Origin of the sequence: Mesorhizobium sp. M0478 (assembly GCF_040321305.1) — a bacterium.
GTDB lineage: Bacteria > Pseudomonadota > Alphaproteobacteria > Rhizobiales > Rhizobiaceae > Mesorhizobium.
This window is the reverse complement of record NZ_JAMYRH010000001.1, coordinates 20746-39228: the sequence shown is the minus strand read 5'-3', so window position 1 is coordinate 39228 and position 18483 is coordinate 20746. Positions and strand designations below refer to the sequence as shown.

Annotated in this window: 22 protein-coding genes; 9 read left to right on the top strand and 13 right to left on the bottom strand. The window is 63.4% G+C overall.

Annotation, left to right across the window (positions count from 1 at the left end; translation table 11 throughout):
• Nucleotides 1-117: 117 nt before the first annotated feature.
• The 6 genes from lptC to ptsN all read left to right on the top strand — a co-directional run bounded on the left by lptC (nucleotide 118) and on the right by ptsN (nucleotide 5513).
• Nucleotides 118-831 carry an LPS export ABC transporter periplasmic protein LptC gene (gene lptC, locus NKI64_RS00205; protein ID WP_023669748.1) on the top strand — a complete coding sequence of 238 codons (714 nt, stop codon included), beginning with the start codon at nucleotides 118-120 and terminating at the stop codon, nucleotides 829-831.
• Nucleotides 818-1402 (top strand): LptA/OstA family protein, encoded by a 585-nt coding sequence (locus NKI64_RS00200; RefSeq protein ID WP_023683069.1) that lies wholly within the window; start codon nucleotides 818-820, stop codon nucleotides 1400-1402. The genes lptC and NKI64_RS00200 overlap by 14 nt, the downstream gene beginning before the upstream one ends.
• Complete coding sequence (lptB, locus tag NKI64_RS00195) at nucleotides 1399-2217, top strand: LPS export ABC transporter ATP-binding protein (protein WP_023669746.1); 819 nt, start codon at nucleotides 1399-1401, stop codon at nucleotides 2215-2217. Before NKI64_RS00200 ends, lptB begins: the two co-directional genes overlap by 4 nt.
• Before the next feature lie 214 nt (nucleotides 2218-2431).
• Nucleotides 2432-3958, top strand: coding sequence for an RNA polymerase factor sigma-54 (gene rpoN, locus NKI64_RS00190; RefSeq protein ID WP_352666124.1), 1527 nt, complete (start codon nucleotides 2432-2434; stop codon nucleotides 3956-3958).
• Nucleotides 3959-4355: 397 nt separating this feature from the next.
• On the top strand, nucleotides 4356-4940 hold the full coding sequence (gene hpf / locus NKI64_RS00185; protein ID WP_023751408.1) for a ribosome hibernation-promoting factor, HPF/YfiA family: 585 nt from the start codon (nucleotides 4356-4358) through the stop codon (nucleotides 4938-4940).
• Nucleotides 4941-5048: 108 nt separating this feature from the next.
• Nucleotides 5049-5513, top strand: a complete 465-nt coding sequence (gene ptsN / locus NKI64_RS00180; protein WP_023669743.1) for a PTS IIA-like nitrogen regulatory protein PtsN — start codon at nucleotides 5049-5051, stop codon at nucleotides 5511-5513.
• A 71-nt stretch (nucleotides 5514-5584) separates the two neighbouring features.
• Here ptsN and NKI64_RS00175 read toward each other — a convergent pair whose 3' ends face one another.
• Together NKI64_RS00175 and NKI64_RS00170 are read right to left on the bottom strand one after the other, a co-directional pair.
• Complete coding sequence (locus tag NKI64_RS00175) at nucleotides 5585-5842, bottom strand: BQ00720 family protein (RefSeq protein WP_023686566.1); 258 nt, start codon at nucleotides 5840-5842, stop codon at nucleotides 5585-5587.
• Between the two features lie 64 nt (nucleotides 5843-5906).
• A complete protein-coding gene (locus tag NKI64_RS00170; protein ID WP_023669741.1) occupies nucleotides 5907-6332 on the bottom strand; it encodes an Hsp20 family protein in 426 nt (141 codons plus the stop codon).
• Between the two features lie 144 nt (nucleotides 6333-6476).
• Between NKI64_RS00170 and NKI64_RS00165 the strand changes: the two genes are divergently transcribed.
• Nucleotides 6477-7418: a nucleoside hydrolase gene (locus tag NKI64_RS00165; RefSeq protein ID WP_023669740.1), complete on the top strand. Its 942-nt coding sequence runs from the start codon at nucleotides 6477-6479 to the stop codon at nucleotides 7416-7418.
• 61 nt (nucleotides 7419-7479) lie between these two features.
• Here NKI64_RS00165 and NKI64_RS00160 read toward each other — a convergent pair whose 3' ends face one another.
• From NKI64_RS00160 to NKI64_RS00135, 6 genes are all read right to left on the bottom strand, one after another.
• Nucleotides 7480-7851, bottom strand: coding sequence for a hypothetical protein (locus NKI64_RS00160; RefSeq protein ID WP_023712341.1), 372 nt, complete (start codon nucleotides 7849-7851; stop codon nucleotides 7480-7482).
• 58 nt (nucleotides 7852-7909) lie between these two features.
• Complete coding sequence (locus tag NKI64_RS00155; protein WP_023712342.1) at nucleotides 7910-8182, bottom strand: hypothetical protein; 273 nt, start codon at nucleotides 8180-8182, stop codon at nucleotides 7910-7912.
• A 142-nt stretch (nucleotides 8183-8324) separates the two neighbouring features.
• Nucleotides 8325-8939, bottom strand: coding sequence for a LysE family translocator (locus NKI64_RS00150; protein ID WP_023669737.1), 615 nt, complete (start codon nucleotides 8937-8939; stop codon nucleotides 8325-8327).
• A gap of 97 nt (nucleotides 8940-9036) precedes the next feature.
• Nucleotides 9037-10497, bottom strand: coding sequence for an amidase (locus tag NKI64_RS00145; RefSeq protein ID WP_031196903.1), 1461 nt, complete (start codon nucleotides 10495-10497; stop codon nucleotides 9037-9039).
• Nucleotides 10494-11402, bottom strand: a complete 909-nt coding sequence (locus tag NKI64_RS00140) for a ribokinase (RefSeq protein WP_023740841.1) — start codon at nucleotides 11400-11402, stop codon at nucleotides 10494-10496. The genes NKI64_RS00145 and NKI64_RS00140 overlap by 4 nt, the downstream gene beginning before the upstream one ends.
• 141 nt (nucleotides 11403-11543) lie before the next feature.
• Entirely contained in the window at nucleotides 11544-12449 is a 906-nt protein-coding gene (locus NKI64_RS00135; protein ID WP_023669734.1) for a methylated-DNA--[protein]-cysteine S-methyltransferase, read from the bottom strand.
• 115 nt (nucleotides 12450-12564) lie between these two features.
• Between NKI64_RS00135 and NKI64_RS00130 the strand changes: the two genes are divergently transcribed.
• Nucleotides 12565-13380: a class I SAM-dependent methyltransferase gene (locus tag NKI64_RS00130; RefSeq protein ID WP_023683077.1), complete on the top strand. Its 816-nt coding sequence runs from the start codon at nucleotides 12565-12567 to the stop codon at nucleotides 13378-13380.
• 10 nt (nucleotides 13381-13390) lie between these two features.
• On the opposite strand, the gene NKI64_RS00125 is transcribed toward NKI64_RS00130, so the two are convergent.
• Nucleotides 13391-13885, bottom strand: coding sequence for a DUF2244 domain-containing protein (locus NKI64_RS00125; protein ID WP_023700093.1), 495 nt, complete (start codon nucleotides 13883-13885; stop codon nucleotides 13391-13393).
• A gap of 22 nt (nucleotides 13886-13907) precedes the next feature.
• On the opposite strand from NKI64_RS00125, the gene nth reads away from it, so the two are divergent.
• Nucleotides 13908-14741 carry an endonuclease III gene (nth, locus tag NKI64_RS00120; RefSeq protein WP_023700092.1) on the top strand — a complete coding sequence of 278 codons (834 nt, stop codon included), beginning with the start codon at nucleotides 13908-13910 and terminating at the stop codon, nucleotides 14739-14741.
• Here nth and NKI64_RS00115 read toward each other — a convergent pair.
• From NKI64_RS00115 to NKI64_RS00100, 4 genes are all read right to left on the bottom strand, one after another.
• Nucleotides 14701-16209, bottom strand: a complete 1509-nt coding sequence (locus tag NKI64_RS00115) for a tripartite tricarboxylate transporter permease (protein ID WP_023683079.1) — start codon at nucleotides 16207-16209, stop codon at nucleotides 14701-14703. The genes nth and NKI64_RS00115 overlap by 41 nt on opposite strands.
• 9 nt (nucleotides 16210-16218) lie before the next feature.
• The gene (locus NKI64_RS00110) at nucleotides 16219-16692 is read right to left on the bottom strand and encodes a tripartite tricarboxylate transporter TctB family protein (RefSeq protein ID WP_023683080.1); all 474 of its coding nucleotides are present in this window, start codon (nucleotides 16690-16692) and stop codon (nucleotides 16219-16221) included.
• 98 nt (nucleotides 16693-16790) lie between these two features.
• A complete protein-coding gene (locus NKI64_RS00105; RefSeq protein ID WP_023683081.1) occupies nucleotides 16791-17768 on the bottom strand; it encodes a tripartite tricarboxylate transporter substrate-binding protein in 978 nt (325 codons plus the stop codon).
• Between the two features lie 178 nt (nucleotides 17769-17946).
• Complete coding sequence (locus tag NKI64_RS00100) at nucleotides 17947-18402, bottom strand: DUF2214 family protein (RefSeq protein WP_023669727.1); 456 nt, start codon at nucleotides 18400-18402, stop codon at nucleotides 17947-17949.
• Nucleotides 18403-18483 lie beyond the last annotated feature (81 nt).

Below are 18483 nucleotides of genomic sequence, written 5' to 3'. Positions count from 1 at the left end.
TGTAAAACAGCGGCCGTCACATTTTTGCGGTTTTCCTCCGCTTGTGCTTGCTTGCGGGGGCCGGCAACCCACCTATAGCAGGTGTTTTGGCGGACAAGGGTTTATTAGAAGTCAGTCATGCTTGCGCGATCGAACGAACCGACCAATGCCGATGCGGCCTTGGCGCCCACGGCGCCAGCGGGCACGCGCGGCGACGCCTTCGACCGCGCCCAGCGCCACTCGCGCCGCGTGCGCGTGCTTAAGTTTGCCGTGCCGGTGCTTGCCGCCGGGATCGCGGTTGCGTTTCCGGTCTATTCCTATCTGGCGGCGCCGATCAACATTTCGATACAGGCAGACGGCACCGCTTTCGCGGATGGCAAGCTGGTGATGGCCAATCCGAAGCTCAACGGCTTCACCAAGGACAAGCTGCCCTATTCGCTGACGGCCTTGCGCGCCATCCAGGATGTCGGCAAGCAGGACATCATCGAACTCGAAGGCATCCATGCCAAATTGCCGCTGACGGCCGACAATGTGGCGACCGTCGACGCCAAGCGCGGGATCTACAACAGAAACGCCAACACGATGGACATGACCAGCGACGTTACCGTCACCACCACCGACGGCGTCGCTGCCATCTTCAAATCGGTCTTCCTCGATATGGGCAAAGGCTCTATGAAGACAGGTGATGCGGTCGATGTCAGCCGTAACGGCTCACGGATCACCGCGGGTTCAATGTCGGTCGAAGACAATGGCAAGGTCATCGTTTTCGAGAACAAGGTAAGCGTTCACATCGATCCGGCCACTATGAAGGCGGCAGAGGCAAAGAGCGGAGAAACGAATGCGTCCCAGTAATTCGGCACGGCTTGTCGCCGCAGCTTCGGCCTTGCTGTTGCTGGGTATGGCGCCGTCCTGGGCTCAGTCCAGCGCCAGCAGCCAGTCCGGGCTCAAACTGTCGGGCGACCAGCCGATCCAGATCGAGAGCGACAAACTTGAGGTCCGCCAGGCCGACAGCATGGCGCTGTTCAGCGGCAACGTCACCGTCACGCAAGGGCCAACGCTGCTCAAGGCCGGCAGCATGGAGGTCTACTACGTCAAGGACCCCAACGCCGCCAAAGGTGCTGCCGCCGGCGCTTCGGCGATGACCGGTTCGGCCAATATCGACCATCTGGTGGTCAAGAACAAAGTCTACATCAAGTCGAATGACCAGATCGCCACCGGCGACAACGCCACGTTCGACATGAAGACGCAGGTGCTAGTTCTGTCGGGCAAGGAGGTCGTCTTGTCCCAAGGACCCAACGTCCTCAAGGGCTGCAAGCTCACCGTGCAGATGAAAAGCGGCCTTGCTCAGGTCGATGGCTGCGGCGGGCGCGTCATCATGTCGATGACGCCGCCACCGAAATCCGAGGCCCCGAAGCCCGAATGACTGGCGTGTCTTCGCTGCTGACCCGCCTTCCGGGACGGGCGGCCAGTAAACTTGCAGCACCGGCCACAGTCACCGTTGATTCCTCGAAGTTCAAGGGCACCCTGATCGCCAAGGGTCTGACCAAGAGCTACAAGGGCCGCAAGGTGGTCAGCGGTGTCACCATCGGCGTGCGCGCCGGCGAGGCTGTCGGGCTGCTCGGGCCAAACGGCGCCGGCAAGACCACCTGTTTCTACATGGTCACCGGCTTGGTGCCGGTCGATGAGGGCACGATCGAGATCGACGGTTTCGACGTCACCTCGATGCCGATGTACCGCCGCGCCCGCCTCGGCATCGGCTATTTGCCGCAGGAAGCCTCGATCTTCCGCGGCCTGAATGTCGAGCAGAACATCCGCGCCGTGCTCGAAGTGGTTGAGAAGGACCGCAAGGTGCGCGAGCGCAATCTCGACGAACTGCTCGAGGAATTTCACATCAGCCATCTGCGGAAGTCGCCGTCCATGTCGCTGTCGGGTGGCGAGCGGCGGCGTCTTGAGATCGCCCGAGCTTTGGCGACGCGCCCGGCCTACATGCTGCTCGACGAGCCGTTCGCCGGCATCGACCCGATTGCCGTCGCCGACATCCAGCAGCTGGTTCGTCATCTAACGGCGCGCGGCATCGGCGTGCTGATTACCGACCACAATGTGCGCGAAACGCTCGGCCTCATCGACCGCGCCTACATCATCCATGCCGGCCAGGTGCTGACTCATGGCCGTGCCGACGAGGTGGTGGCGAACCCCGATGTGCGCCGGCTCTACCTCGGCGAAGGTTTCACGCTCTGAGCGTGAAATTAGTTTCCTGACGTGATTTTTGCCGCCCCGCCGGGCTTTTTTCTCCGATTTTGCGTGAGATAATGCTTCGGTAGGGGCCTTTTGCCATCGTTCGCCTTGACAAGCAAAAGCCGGGCCAGTTTCTATGGAAGGTCGGAAAAATTCATTTTCCGGCAGCTTCTGATGTGTAGGCTTCCGGGTGCAGAAGGGCGTTTGAAACCGAACCATGGCGTTGGCGGCGAAACTACAGCTACGACAATCCCAGTCGCTGGTGATGACGCCGCAGCTGATGCAGTCGATCAGGCTGTTGCAGCTCACCCATGTCGAGCTCGACCACTTCATCGACGACGAGATCGAGCGCAATCCGCTGCTGGAGCGCGCCGAGCCCCAGGATGACGCCGCAAGCGACCAGGTGCAGAAGGGCGATGCCGCTCCTGAGCCTGCCGCCGATGGCGACTGGTTCGAAAACGAGACGGCGTGGAGCGCCGAAGCGATCTCCGACAAGCTCGACAGCTCGCTGGAAAATCTGTTCCCCGACGATCCCGGCACCAGCGAGCGGCTCGGCCCGGACCTGACGGCGCAGTGGAAGTCGGCCACCGGCAATAGTTCGTCCGGTTCTTCCGAAGGCTTCGACGTCGGCGACATGGCAGCCGCGGCGATCACGCTGCGCCAGCATGTTGGCGAGCAGATCGCGCTTGCCTTTGCCGATCCGGCCGCAAGGCTGATCGCAGCCGAACTGGCCGACGGCCTGGACGAGGCCGGCTACCTGCGCGCCGATCCCGCCGAGATCGCCAAACGGCTCGGCGCCGATCAGGCGATGGTGGCCAATGTGCTGGCAGCCTGCCACACATTCGAGCCGGTCGGCCTGTTTGCGCGCGACCTTGCCGAATGCCTGTCGCTGCAGCTTGCCATGCGCGAACGTCTCGATCCGGCGATGAAGACGCTGATCGGCAACCTAGAACTGTTGGCGCGGCGCGATTTCCAGACGCTGAAGCGGCTTTGCGGGGTCGACGAGGAGGATCTCCTCGACATGCTGGCCGAAATCCGCGCGCTCGACCCGCGCCCGGGCATGGCGTTTTCGGGCGGCGCCAGCGACGCCATCGTCGCCGATGTCGAAGTCCGCGCCGCCAATGACGGCAGCTGGACGGTCGAGCTCAATGCCGAGACGCTGCCGCGCGTGCTTGTCGATCACATCTATTTCGCCCAGGTCTCGCCGCATGCGAAGAATCAGGCGGAGAAGGATTTCCTGGCCGAGTGCCTGCAGAATGCCAACTGGCTGACGCGCAGTCTCGACCAGCGGGCAAAGACGATCCTGAAAGTGGCGTCGGAAATCGTGCGCCAGCAGGACGCTTTTCTCGTCCATGGCGTGCGTCAGCTCAGGCCGCTCAACCTGCGCACGGTGGCCGATGCCATCGGCATGCATGAATCGACCGTCAGCCGGGTGACGGCCAACAAATACATGCTGACGCCGCGTGGCGTGTTCGAGCTGCGTTATTTCTTCACGGCTTCGATCGCGGCGTCGGGCGGCGGTGATGCGCATTCCTCGGAAGCGGTGCGCGACCGCATCAAGCAGCTGATCGACGAGGAAAAGCCCGCCGATGTGCTGTCCGATGACGCAATCGTCGATATGTTGAAGGAAAGCGGCGTCGATATTGCCCGGCGCACGGTGGCCAAGTACCGGGAGGGTATGAATATTCCCTCGTCGGTGCAGCGGCGGCGTGAAAAGCGCGCTCTGGCGAGCGCGGGGCGCTAGGTCTGCTTGCCCGGCAAGGCTTTTGCTATGGCTGGATTCCACAACTTTCCGACCTTAAAGCGCATCGCGCTGAAACGGATTCATACGACGCGCTTTAAGTCTTTGTTTTGATGCATGTCGTTGTCCCAGAACCGCAGCGCACTTCTGGGCGACATGCATTAATTGACAAGCTGCAATGAAGTGTCTAGAAGCCCGCCCGCATGAGACGGGCTCGCGGCCCGCATGCGGATGGTCCGTCACGATGAAGGCCACGGGACGGCCAAGAAGGCGGATTGTGATCAACCGGAAAGTTCGGATCTAAAATCGGCGCGAGTTGACGCCGCAAAGCTTGTGCGCACGGATCACGAGTATAAACTCTGGCCAGTTTGAAGCCTGAGCAAGGAAGGTCAGTTTTCAGATGAAATTGCGCATATCGGGTAAACACATGGATATCGGCGATGCGTTGCGTACGCGCATTACCGATCGTGTCGGCGAGGCGATTGGAAAATATTTCGATCGCGGTTTTTCAGGGCACGTCACGGTCATCAAATCGGGGTCGCGTTACTCGGCCGATTGCATGATCAGGCTGGATTCCGGCGCTTCGCTGCAGGCAACCGGCGATTCCCAGGATCCGACACTTGCCTTCGAGGCGGCCGCGGACCGCCTCGAAACCAGGCTGCGGCGCTACAAACGCCGTCTGAAATCGCACAATTCAGGCAATGGAAATGGCGAAATCACCGACATCGCCTATACGGTGATGGCGCCGCTGACTGATGACGATGAGGACATTCCGGAGGACTACGCCCCGGCCATCGTCGCCGAATCAACCATGACGCTGCAGACCATGTCGGTCGCGTCGGCGGTCATCGAACTCGACACCAAGGACAGCCCGGTTTTCGTCTTCCGCAACGCCGGAAACGACCACCTCAACATCGTCTATCGGCGGCCGGACGGAAATATCGGCTGGATCGACCCGTCGACGACCAAAGTCGCACAGGCGTGACGACAACGACAATGGTCGCACAGGTGACGACAATGGTCGCACAGAGATGATAGCCAGCCGCGCGAGGGGCGAGGACTGGTGACGGCAGGCGAATAAGGGATTTCAAATATGGATCTGAGCGATCTTCTCAACGTTCCGGCGATCTTGCCGGCGTTGAAGGCGAACTCCAAAAAGCAGCTTCTGCAGTTGCTGTCCGAGAGAGCGGCGGCGATTTCCGGCATTCCGGAGCGCGAAGTGTTCGACACTATCCTGCAGCGCGAACGGCTGGGCTCCACCGGCGTCGGCAACGGCATCGCCATTCCGCACGGCAAGCTCGCCGGGGTGAAGCGCATCGCCGGCGTCTTTGCCCGGCTGGAGACGCCGGTCGATTTCGAGGCCTTGGATGACCAGCCGGTCGATCTGGTGTTCTTGCTGCTGGCCCCGGAAGGCGCCGGCGCCGATCACCTCAAGGCACTGTCGCGCATCGCCAGGGTTTTGCGCGACGCCGACACGGTGGCCAAGATCAGAGGCACGCGCGACGCGGTCGCCATCCACGCACTGCTTTCGGACACGCAGGCCTCGCACGCCGCCTGAAGTTCTTCGGATTTAAGTCTTCCAGGGGCCGCCGAAGGCGGCCCTCTCCATTTCAACCGCCAGCAGTCGCCTTAGTGAATGGCGACAGTGGTCAGGTCGTTTTCCATGGCGCCGGCCAAAGCCCGGTCTTTCGCATCCGAAAGCAGGATCGGCTGGCCGTTGGCGGCAAACAGGGCCCACAGGACCATACCAGGCGCTATTTCGCCGAGATTGGGGAAGCGGCCGAGCAATTCGTCGCTCGAGACCTTGCGCAGATAAGCGACCGAGCCTTCGCCGAGATGGGCGAATTCGCCGCTGGTCATGATGATGGTTTCGTCAGTTCTGGTCATTTCAAGCCTCCTTGGCGCGAGGACGCCGCTCAAGGCCATCCCGCATGAGAGCCATCGGTAAAGATCAGTCTTTCACCGATATATTTATTTTCCGTACCAGCCGTTCGGTATCCGGCCGATCGAGATCGATCGACAAAAGGCCGTTCTTCAGTTCCGCTGCGATCACCCGCATGCCGTCGGCCAGCACGAAACAGCGCTGGAACTGGCGCGCGGCGATGCCGCGGTGGAGGAATTCGCGCTCGGTGTCGTCGGTTTGACGGCCGCGCACGACCAACTGGTTTTCCTCCGTGGTGACATCGAGATCGCTTTCGGCGAAACCCGCGACAGCCAGCGTAATGCGCAGCCTTTCGGCCTTGCCGTCAGCACCGCTGAGGCGCTCGATGTTGTAGGGAGGATAACTGTCACCGGATTTCGCCAGTCGTTCCAGGGTCTTTTCCATGGCATCGAAACCAAGGAGAAGCGGGCTGGAGAAGGGCGTCATTCGGCTCATGTTACACTGTCCTCTTTGGAGCGACATAAACTGGAAAAACCCGGATGGCATTTTTCCCGATGGTCTTGATATGGTCCGCGCCGCGGCCAAGTTCAAGCCGCCGAACACCCCCGCCAAAAAGACTCCCCCGCATAAGGAAATGAAATGCCCCAGACCCGCAAGATCATCATCGACACGGATCCCGGCCAGGACGATGCCGTCGCCATATTGCTGGCGCTCGGCAGCGCCGAGCTGGAGATCGTCGGCATCTCTGCTGTTGCCGGCAACGTGCCGCTGAAATTGACCGAAAAGAACGCCAGGAAAATCTGCGAACTGGCCGGCCGGCCCGACATCAAGGTCTATGCAGGCGCCATCCGCCCGTTGGCGCGCGAGCTGGTCACCGCCGAGGAAGTGCATGGCAAGACCGGCCTCAACGGCCCGCAACTGCCCGATCCGAAGATGAAGCTGCAGGGCCAGTATGCGGTCGACTTCATCGTCGAGACGCTGATGAAGGAAGAGGCCGGCACGATCACGCTGTGCGCGCTCGGCCCGCTCACCAATGTCGCGCTGGCGCTGATCCGTGAGCCGAAGATCGCGCCGCGCATCAAGGAAATCGTACTGATGGGCGGCGGTTTCTTCGAAGGCGGCAATGTCACGCCGACCGCAGAATTCAACATCTATGTCGATCCGCAAGCCGCCGACCTGGTGTTCAAATCCGGCATTCCGATCGTCATGATGCCGCTCGACGTTACCCACAAGGCGCTGACCACGGCCAAGCGCACGCAGGCCATCCGCCAGCTCGGCACCCGGGTCGGCACCGCGACGGCCGAGATGCTGGAGTTCTTCGAGCGCTTCGACGAGGAGAAATACGGCACCGATGGCGGCCCGCTGCACGACCCCTGCGTCATCGCCTATCTGTTGAAGCCGGAGCTGTTCAAGGGCCGCAACTGCAACGTCACCGTCGAAACCGCCTCCGAACTCACCATGGGCATGACCGTGATCGACTGGTGGGGCGTGACCAAGCGGCCGAAGAACGCCATGGTGATGCGCGACATCGACCATGACGCGTTCTTTGCGCTGCTGGTGGAGCGGTTGGCTCGGCTTTAAGCCTGCCTTGATACAGATCGTTCGCCCAGGGGCTTAGCGCTTCTGGGCGATACCTGTGCACTTATTCGCGAAGCAGGCGGTATGTTTCGGTATCGTTGCGGCGACGCTGCCGCTCGATCGAAACCTTGGAGCCAATGGCTCTCGGCACTGTCGTGTTGTCATATGCAAACACCAGGCCGTCATTTTCATCGAGGCGAATTCCATACAAGTAACGGAACCCGCTGCCGATCGCGACCTCGGGACTTGCAGGAGCGTTGAGAACGTTGACCACTGTACCGGTCAGGCGTTCGACATTGACGATGGGGCTGCTTTGCCTCGCAATCGGGATGCCAATTGCAAGGGCGCAAACGCCCACGACGAGGATGGTGATGAGGATGCCCCTGAGGTTCTCCTGCAGGGTCATCCAGGCAAGGGAATGCCGAGCCTTGGCCAATGCGTATCACCTGACAGCAAGGACGCTGCGTTTCATTGGTATCGTGACCGGCGGTAGTTCAATTTGCGAACCTGTAGAAGGTCGATCCATTCTCGCGCGTGACGCGCTCCAATCTTGCCGGCGCGCCGATCAGATGCGGGAGGTCGTCTTCGACAAGAATGGACGAACCGGTTTCGAGTGCAACCAGATAAAGCGTGCGGCCGTTGTCTGAATGGGTACTTTTGACCGTTGCGTCGATTGGCTCGACCGACCGGATGGGGCTCGCATCATTCGTCCATTTGTAGAGAGCCGAAGGAACCATCACCGCAAACAGGACGACGATCAGGATCACGCCGGGCGTGTCCCTTTTTATGCCAGCGTAAGTCCATGACATCGACGTGAATCCCCCCACGCCGATTCATGTGGTGGCGTGAAGACTGACTTTCAATCAGCCTTCACGTACCGGCTCCGTTGGGAACGACCGTTGGCGGTCGTCACTTCGCCTTGGAAAACGCCAGCCACAGGCCGCCGCCGACCAGAAAGCTGCCGCTGATCCTGGACATCAGCTTGATGCGGCTGGCCGAGAGCAGGCGGCCGGCGCGGCTGGCGGCGAGCGCGTAGGTCGAGTCCGAGACGGCGGCAAAGATCATGGCGGTAAGGCCCATGACGACGATCTGCAGGGTGTAATTGCCCTGCGGGGCGATGAATTGCGGGAAGAAGGCGCCGAAGAACACCAGGGTCTTGGGGTTGCTCAGCGCCACGAGCAGGCCCTGCAGGAAGAAGCCGCCGCGCGGCTTTCTCGCGGTGCCGTCGGCATTCAGCGCGCCCTTGGAACGGAACATCTGCACCCCCATCCAGATCAGATAGGCGGCGCCGATCAGGCGTACCCATTCGAACCAGTGGCCCATGCCCGATATCAGCGTGTTGAGGCCGATGCCGACAATGGCGATCATCACGGCGAGCCCAGCCTGCGTGCCGGCGACATTGGCAAGGCCGGCGCGGTAGCCATGGCGGATGCTGTTGGCGATGATCAGCGTGACAGTCGGACCGGGCACCAGGATGATGACGATGCAGGCAAGGACATAGGCGGCGTAGAGTTCCAGCGACATGGGGACTTCCTCGAGGATGCGCTTAGGCGGCTGGCTGCAATCAATGCATGGCGGCGGGGCTGGTGCAAGCCGGTCGCAGACCGTGCCGCCCCTCGCGTCAGGACGCCCCCACCTGCCAAGGCAGGGTCGCCTCATAGGCCGCTCCGGCCCTGAGCACGGCGAGGTCGCCGCGCGGCCGGCCGATCAGCTGCATGCCCAAGGGGCGGCCTTTGTCGTCGAAGCCGACGGGCACGTTGAGCGCCGGACAGCCGCCGAGCGTGGCGAAGGCCGAAACCTGCATCCAGCGATGGTAGCTGTCCATCGTCCGTCCGGCGACCTCACTTGGCCAATGCGTGCCGACTTCGAAAGGAAAGACCTGCGCCGTCGGCAGCGCGATGAGATCGAAGTGCTCGAACAGCGACAGCAGCGTCCGGTGCCAGGAGGTGCGGATGACCGAGGCCGCGCGGATCTGCGGCGCCGTCAGCCGCATGGCGTTCTCCACCTCCCAGACGGCTTCCGGCTTCAGCAGGGCGCGCTTGTGCGGGTCGTCATAATGGACTTTCAGCGCCGAGCCGCTGCTCGCCTGCCGCAGCGTCACGAAGGCTTGCCACAGTGCCTCGAAATCGAAATCCGGCAGCAAGGGCTCGGTCAGGAAGGATGCCTCCGCGAAGCGGCCGAGTGCGGCCTCGCACAGATCGAGGATGCCAGGCTCTACCGGCAGGTGACCGCCGAGATCACCGAGCCAGCCGACGCGGCCGCCGCTTGCCGGCGTTGCCAGCCCTTCGAGGAATGAACCAGGCTTTTCCCAGGACAAGGGCGCATGCGGATGGTAGCCCGCCTGCACGTCGAGCAGCAGCGCCATGTCGCTGATGCTGCGGCCCATCGGCCCGTCTATGCCCATCTGAGCATGAAAGACTTCCAGGTCCGGCCCTCCGGGGACAAGGCCCTGCGACGGGCGGAAGCCATAGACATTGTTCCACGCCGCCGGATTGCGCAGCGAGCCGCCGAAATCGCTGCCGTCGGCGACCGGAACCATGTCGAGCGCAAGGGCGACCGCAGCGCCGCCGCTCGACCCGCCTGCGGTGAGCGCCGGATCGAAGGCGTTCAGCGTCGGGCCGAACACGTTGTTGTAGGTGTTGGATCCCAGCCCGAATTCGGGAACGTTGGTCTTGCCGATGATGATGCCGCCGGCCTTGCGGATGCGCTCGACGAAGAAATCATCCTCCTGCGGCACGAAATCGGCGAAGATCGGCGAGCCGAAACTGGTCCTCAAGCCGCGCGTCATGGCGAGGTCTTTTATCGCCATCGGCAGGCCAAACAGCGAGCCGGCCGGCCCGCCTTGCGCTAGATGCGCGTCCGCCGCGTCGGCCTCGCGCAGGATGTCGGAGCGCTCGCGCAACGAGACGATGGCATTGACCAGCGGGTTTACCGCGTCGATGCGGTCAAGGAATGCGGCGACCAACTCGCGCACGGACAGGCGGCGCAGCCGGATCGCCTCGGCCAGGTCGACAGCGGACATCCGGCAGATGTCGCCGGCGGGGGGCACGGCGTGCTTCGTTGCGGGGCGCAGGGCTGTCATCCGGCGTTGTTGCGCAGGGCGGTGTCCACATCCGCGGCCAGCGGGATGGCCGGCTGGGCGCCGGGCTTCAGGCAGGCGAGCGAGCCGGCGGCTGCGGCGCGGGTGAGAGCCTGCTCCAGCGGCAGGTTGGACGCCAGCCCGGCGGCGAGATAACCGCAAAAAGTATCGCCGGCCCCGACGGTGTCGACCGGCGTGATCTTCAGCGCCGGCACGGTCAGGAAATCCTCCGGGGTCGCCGCCAGCACGCCGTCGCCGCCGAGCGTGACGACGATGGTGCGGCCGGTCTTGCGGGCGAAGTCGCGCATGCGCGCCGGGCGGTCGCGGCCTTTCAGCGACAGCGCCTCGCCGTAAAGGTCGAATTCGGTTTCGTTGGCGACGGCGTAGTCGGCCTTGCCGAGCAACGCTGCCGCCTCGCTACGGAACGGCGCGGTGTTGAGCACGGTGACCGCGGCGGCGGCGCGTGCGGCGTCGAGCGCTGCATCGACAGTCTGCAACGGGATCTCGTGCTGCAGCAGGACGACGTCGCCCTTCGCAAGGAAAGCCTTGGCGAGATCGCCGGGCAGCACCGAATCATTGGCGCCCGGCACCACGGCAATGACATTCTCGCCATCGGCGCCGACGAGGATCAGCGCCGTGCCGGTGGAGGCGAAGCTCTGGCCGACGCCGGATAGATCGACCTTGCCGGCCACGAGCAAAGCCAGGGCTTCGGTTGCGAAATTGTCCTTGCCGACGGCGCCGACCATGCGCACCTTGGCGCCGGCGCGCGCCGCAGCCAGCGCCTGGTTGGCGCCCTTGCCGCCGGGCGCGGTGGCGAAGCCGGAGCCGCGGACCGTCTCGCCCGGCGAAGGCAGGCGGTCGACATTGGCGATAAGGTCGAGGTTGATCGAGCCGACAACGATGATCAAGAAAGCCTCCTGCGGAATGCGCGGGAAGCTAACCTGTAAGCCGGCGGCTTGCCAGAGCGTGCGGATGTTTTGCGCCGGGAGCTCGCAAAAAGAACAACACCGGCGAAGGGATTTCGCCGGTGTTGTTTGATGCGGGCAGCTTCAGGACGCGGTCTGGCCCGCTTCCCAACCGAGGATGGCGCGTTTGCGGGTCAGGCCCCAGTGGTAGCCGGTGAGTGCGCCGGACTTGCCCAGCGCCCGATGGCAAGGGACGACGAATGACAATGGGTTGGCGCCGACCGCCGCCCCCACCGCCCGGCTGGCGTTTGGCGCGCCGATCCTGGAGGCGATCGAGGAATAAGTGCAGGCCTTGCCCATCGGGATCCTGAGCAGCGCGTCCCAGACGCGCAGCTGGAAGTCGGAGCCGATCATCACCACGCGCAGCGGCTGGTCGGCGCGCCACAATGTCGGATCGAAGATGCGCGCCGCATAGGGCTGGGTGGCGCTCATGTCCTCGACATAGGTGGCGTTCGGCCAGCGGCCCGACATGTCGGCGAACGCCGCCCGCTCGCCGCCCGGATCGTTGAAGGCGAGCCCCGCAAGGCCACGGTCGGTGACCATGATCAGGGCGATGCCGAAGGGCGAGATGTGGTAGCCGTAGCGGATGGTCAGGCCAGCGCCGCGCGTCTTGTAGTCGCCCGGCGACATCGCCTCGTGGGTGACGAACAAATCGTGCAGCCGGCCGGGGCCGGACATGCCGAGTTCGAACGATGTTTCGAGGAGCGGCATGCCGGAATCGAGCAGTTTGCGGGCATGGTCGAGGGTGACCGCCTGCAGGAAGGCTTTTGGCGACAGGCCGGCCCAGCGGGTGAACAGCTTTTGCAGGCCCGTGGGTGTCTCGCCGACATCGGCTGCCAGGGCTTCCAGCGAGGGCTGGTCGCGATAGTCGAGGCTGATCTTCTCGATGGCGCGGCGCACGACCTCGTAGTCGCTGCCCTCGGGGGTGATGTCGTGCTGCAGGATCGCTGTCGGTTTCATCTGCGTATTCATGGTCATCTGGGCGTTCATGGCAATATCTCCTTGACCGCGAATATCGGTCTTTCCGCCCCTTGCAACCACCCGAAACTTGCCTTGTTGCCGCCTGTTACCAGATAAATACTGGATTGCGCCCCGGGAGATGCCAATGGCCGGCGAAAGGGTGAATCTGAGCGGAGCAAGGGAAACCTTGCTGATGACGCTTTATGGCAAGGCACTGGAAAGCCGGCTGCCGCATTCGCTGCTCGGGGATCGCTTCGCCGACGAGGCCGTGCGCAAGATCGACTATGATTTCTCGCGCCTCAAGGTCGACACCAATCTCGGCATCGGCCTGGCGATCCGGGCCAAGACGTATGATGTCCGCGTTCAGGACTTCATCGCCAGAAATCCCGGCGCCATCGTGCTGCATCTCGGCTGCGGGCTCGATACGCGCATTTTCCGTGTCGATCCACCCGAAGGCGTGGAGTGGTTCGATGTCGATTTTCCGGATGTCATCGCGCTCCGGCGCAAGCTTTACCCGTCCCGGGACCACTACCACCTCGTCGGCTCTTCGGTAACCGACCCAGACTGGCTGGCAGAAGTGCCGCGCAATCGTCCGGCCGTCGTGGTGATGGAGGGGTTGACGCCTTATCTCCCGGTAGAGGAGGGGCCACGGCTGCTGTCCCGCCTTGTCGCGCATCTTGCCGGCGGCGAGCTGATGTTCGACGCCTACAGCCACTTCGGCCTGAAGATGCTGCGCCTCAATCCGACCATCAGGGCGACGGGCGCCGAGGTTCACTGGGCGATCGACGACCCGCAGGTACTGGAGCGTGCCGTTCCGAAGCTGCGCTTTGTCGATGACATCTCGGCCTACAGCGCCGAACGCACCGCGCACATGGGCTGGTCCGCGAAACTGTTCATCGGACTGTGGAGACACATTCCCGCATTGCGCAAGGTCGGCAGGATTTTACGCTACCGGTTCTAATGCGGCGGCTCTAGCGCGTCCTGGCTTTTGTCAGTGCCCGCGAAAAGGCCACAGCAAAACTCTCGCGGGAGTCTGGGTCCAGGAATGATCCGATCGGCACATTCTGTCCTTGTGCTTCCACCGTCATCCTGGTGATGCCGATCTCGGCATGGCGAGCGACGGAAAAGCGCGCCCAGAACGGGTTGAAGCGATGCGCTTCCGACTTTCCCGAGGGCGCCGTCTTGCGGATGTCGAGGCTGGTGCGCGACACCGACACTTCCTCGCGGGCACGGGCGGCGCGATAGTTGGCGCGGAAGGCGACGTAGACGGCGATGACGTCGAGGCCGAAGAAGCCGAACACCGGCCAGGCGCCGCGCGACAGGAAAAACGCCCCGGTCACCACCCAGCCGAACAGCAGCGCGCCCATCAGCACGGCAAAGCCGGTGCGGCCCAGCGAGCGGTGCGGTGTCAGCAGCGCCTGGAAGAATGGCTCGTCGGCCTGAAACGAGGCGTTTGTGTCGCTCATCCCAGGATATTATAGGAAGGGAATGGCCAGCCCCAAGTCCAAAAATCTTTCCCTATCCAAAAGTGAACTGCCGCCCGGGCGGTGCGACGGCTCGAATGCCAAGCCGCGACCGCGGCCGGTGCGGCTCCGTTCGCTCTACAGCGCCGCCGAGGTGCATGAGATCTTCCGGCGGTTTTCGGTGCAGCGGCCCGAGCCGAAGGGCGAGCTCGAGCACGTCAACGCCTTCACGCTGCTGGTGGCCGTGGTGCTGTCGGCGCAGGCGACCGATGCCGGCGTCAACAAGGCGACGCGGGCGTTGTTCAAGGTCGCCGACACACCTGAAAAGATGCTGGCGCTGGGCGGAGCCAGGGTCGGCGAGTACATCCGCACCATCGGACTCTGGCGCAACAAGGCCAAGAATGTCGTGGCGCTCTCGGAGGCGCTGATACGCGATTACGGCGGCGAGGTGCCCAGCGAGCGCGATGAGTTGGTCAAGCTGCCGGGGGTCGGGCGCAAGACCGCCAATGTCGTGCTCAACATGGCGTTCGGCCAGCACACGATGGCGGTCGACACCCATATTTTCCGCATCGGCAACCGCCTCGGCCTGGCGCCAGGCAAGACGCCCGAACAGGTCGAGCAAGGGCTGCTGCGGATCATCCCGGACGAGTATATGCGCCATGCGCATCACTGGCTGATCCTGCATGGCCGCTATGTCTGCAAGGCGCGCAAGCCCGATTGCCCGGCCTGCGTCATCGCCGATCTCTGCAAGGCCGAGGTGAAGACGACAGACGTGCCGGCGCCGCTCGTGGAAATCGCGGCGCCCGGCGTCCCGACAACTAGCTTTCCTCCACGAACACCTCTTCGCGCTTCTTCTTGACCGACGGCAGGAAGACGACGACGAGCACGGCCAGTGCGACGAGCAGCAGGCCGGCGCTGATCGGCCGCGTCACGAAGGTCGAGGGGTCGCCGCGCGACAGGATCATGGCGCGGCGCAGGTTTTCCTCGAGCAGCGGGCCGAGCACGAAGCCGAGCAGCAGGGGTGCGGGTTCGCAGCGCAGCTTGGTCAGGATGTAGCCGAGCAGGCCGAAGAAGGCGACTGCGTAGAGATCGAAGGCGTTGGTGTTGACGCTGTAAACGCCGATCGAGCAGAACGCCATGATGATCGGGAAGAGCACATAATAGGGGATCGTCAGCAGCTTCACCCACAGCCCGATCAGCGGCAGGTTCAGCACGATCAGCATCAGATTGCCGATCCACATCGAGGCGATGATGCCCCAGAACAGCGCCGGCTGCTCGATCGCGACATTGGGGCCGGGCACGATGCCCTGGATGATCATGGCGCCGATCATCAGCGCCATGACCGGATTGGCCGGAATGCCCAGCGTCAGCATCGGAATGAAGGAGGTCTGGGCGCCGGCATTGTTGGCCGATTCCGGTCCGGCGACGCCGGCGATGGCGCCCTTGCCGAACTCCTCCGGGTGTTTCGACACGCGCTTTTCGACCGTGTAGGAGGCAAAGGCCGCAAGCACCGCGCCGCCGCCGGGCAGGATGCCGAGCGCCGAACCGATGATCGTGCCGCGCACGATGGGCGCGGCCATCGCCTTGAAGTCGTCGCGGGTCGGCATCAGGCCGGAGACCTTTTTGATCATCACCGAGCGCTCGTGCTCGTTTTCGAGATTGCGCAGGATCTCGGCAACGCCGAAGACGCCGACCGCCACCGCGACGAAGTTCAGCCCGTCGGCATATTCGCGGATGCCGAGCGTGAAGCGCGGCGTGCCGGTGTAGATGTCGGTGCCGACAATGCCGAGCAGCAGGCCGAGCACGACCATCGCCAGCGCCTTGACGATCGAGCCGTGGGCGAGCGCGATGGACGAGACGAGGCCGACGATCATCAGCGAAAAATATTCGGCCGCGCCGAATTGCAGGGCTATTGCCGTCAGCGGCGGGGCAAAGACGGCGACGAGAAAGGTCGACACCGTGCCGGCGAAGAACGAGCCGATCGCGGCGATCGCCAGAGCCGCCCCGGCGCGACCGTTCCTGGCCATCTGGTAGCCGTCGATGGCGGTCACGGCCGAGGAGGATTCGCCGGGCATGTTGATGAGAATGGCGGTGGTCGAACCGCCATACTGGGCGCCGTAGTAGATGCCGGCCAGCATGATGAGGGACGAGACCGGGTCGCCGATCTGGAAGGTGATCGGCAGCAGCATGGCGATGGTTGCGGTGGCGCCGATGCCGGGCAGGACGCCGATCAGCGTGCCGAGCAGAACGCCGATGAGGCAAAAACCCAGATTGGCCGGCGTGGTGGCCGTCGAAAAGCCGAGTTCGAGGTTCCTGAGGAGGTCCATCTCAGCGCCTCACAATGCCAGCCATTGGGGCAACCAGGGGCCGAAGCGCTGGAATGGCAGCCCGAGCGCGTAGCTGAAGACCAGCACCGAAAACAGCGTCAGGCCGGCCGACAGCAGAAGTGCCGTCAGCGGCTTCATGCGGGCGCTGGCAAAAGAGGCGATCAACGCCGTCAGGAAGATCGACGGGACGAAGCCGAGGCCGCGCACGGTCATGCCGAAAAAGATCGGCGCCGGCAGGATAAACAGCATGCCGCGCCACGCAATGGGGCCGATCGGCTCGCCCTCGACGCGCACCGCCTGGACGAGGATGATGGCGCCGAGCACGATCAGCACGATCGCCAGCACCAGCGGGAAATAGCCCGGTCCCATGCGGAAGGCGGTGCCGATTTCGAGGCCGAGCGATTGTATCGCGAAAAAGGCGCCGAAAAAGATGAACAGCGCGGCGCACAGGCCGTTTGCCCTGTCGATGGCGAAAGGTTTCATGGCGGTCCTCCCCTGACCCTTGCAACGGGCTTGCCGTTGCAAATGTGAAAACGGACGTCGAAGCGAAAACGGGGCGCCGGCAGCGCCCCGTTCAAGCCTCAGTCGGCGTATTGGCCGGCGGCTTCGATGATCGGCTTCCAGCGCATGATCTCGCCTTCCAGCTTGGCCTTCAGCGCTGCCGGCGTCGCGTCGGCCTCGGACGACGGCTTGGTGCCGAGTTCGGCGAAGCGGGCGATGACGTTGGGGTCCTTCAGCGCGACCTGGAGCGATTTCGACAGTCGGCCGGTGATCTCGGCCGGCGTGCCCTTCGGCGCATAGAGGCCGTGCCAGATGCCGACCTGCACCGCGGGCAGGCCGGCTTCGATGGTCGTCGGCACGTCCTTCAGCACGTCGAGGCGCTCCGGCGTGGTGACGGCATAGGCCTTGATCGTGCCGCCCTGGATCTGCTTGGTGGTGTTGGTGGTCTGGTCGCACATAATGTCGACCTGGCCGCCGAGAAGGTCGGTCATGGCCGGACCGGTGCCCTTGTAGGGCACGGTGACCAGCGGCGTGCCGATGGCGCTCATGAACAGCATGCCGCACAGATGCGAGGCAGCGCCGATGCCGGCATTGGCGACGGTGATGGTGTCCTTGTTGGTCTTGGCGTATTCGACCAGCCCTTTCAGGTCGGCCGGCTCCAGGTCCTTGCGGGCGACGATGGCCATCGGCACCTCGGTGACGAGGCCGACATACTCGAAGGCGTTCAGCGTGTCGTAGGCGAGTTTTCTGTAGAGGGTCGCGCTGGTCGCCATGCCGATGTGATGGAGGAGCAGCGTGTAGCCATCCGGGTCGGCGTTGGCGACGCGGCCGGCGCCCAGCGTGCCGCCGGCGCCGCCGACATTTTCGACGATGATCTGCTGGCCGAGATCCTTCGACATGGCTTCGGCGACGAGCCGCGTAACCGTGTCGGTCGGACCGCCGGCCGCAAACGGCACGACGACGGTGATGGTGCGCTCGGGATAGGTCTGTGCGCTGGCGGTGAACGAATAAAGCGTGACGGCCGCGGCGGCGGCCAGGGCGGCTACAATTTTCCTCATCGTAATTCTCCTCCCAGGATATCAATCTCCGATCGCTGTGCAGGTCAGGCAGCGAGGGTGCAACAAAGGCAAGCTAACAGATTGTCGCCTGACGCAAACTGCAAAATACAGTCGTGCGCAACCATGGCGATCAGTGGGGAGTATGCCCGGAGGAGATGGGTTTGGTGTTGGCGTTGCTTCAATAATCGTAGCCGCGCGCCATCGCCGCCGCGAAGATCGGGATCAGCAGGAAGATGAAGGCTTCGGCGCGCACATAGGTCTTCACCGAGGCGAGTTCCGCAACCGGCACCTGAAAGCCGGGATTTGCACTGGCTTGCCGGTTCCAGGAGATGAAGCGGATGGTCGGGATGATCGACAGCAGGCCAACGATGCCGAATGCCGCCATCTTGGTCCAAAACACCCAGTTGTAGACATAGAACTCCCAGCCCTTCAGGCCGTAGACGACGCGGCCGATGCCGACGATGATGATCGACATCGCGAGGATGCCGTAGTGGCGGTCGATGCCGGCAAGCCGCTTCAGCGTGGCGGCGGAGAGGTCGCCGCGGATCAGGACAAATTCGGCGCCAATGATGCCGGCCAGCGAGAACACCAGCAGATGATGGAAAATGGCAAGCACGAGATCGGTGGTGTCCATGGCGTTCTCCTCCCATTGGCGGTATCGAGACCGGCCCTTGCCGGACCGGTTGCGAAAGGTAGCATCGTTCGGCAGAATTCC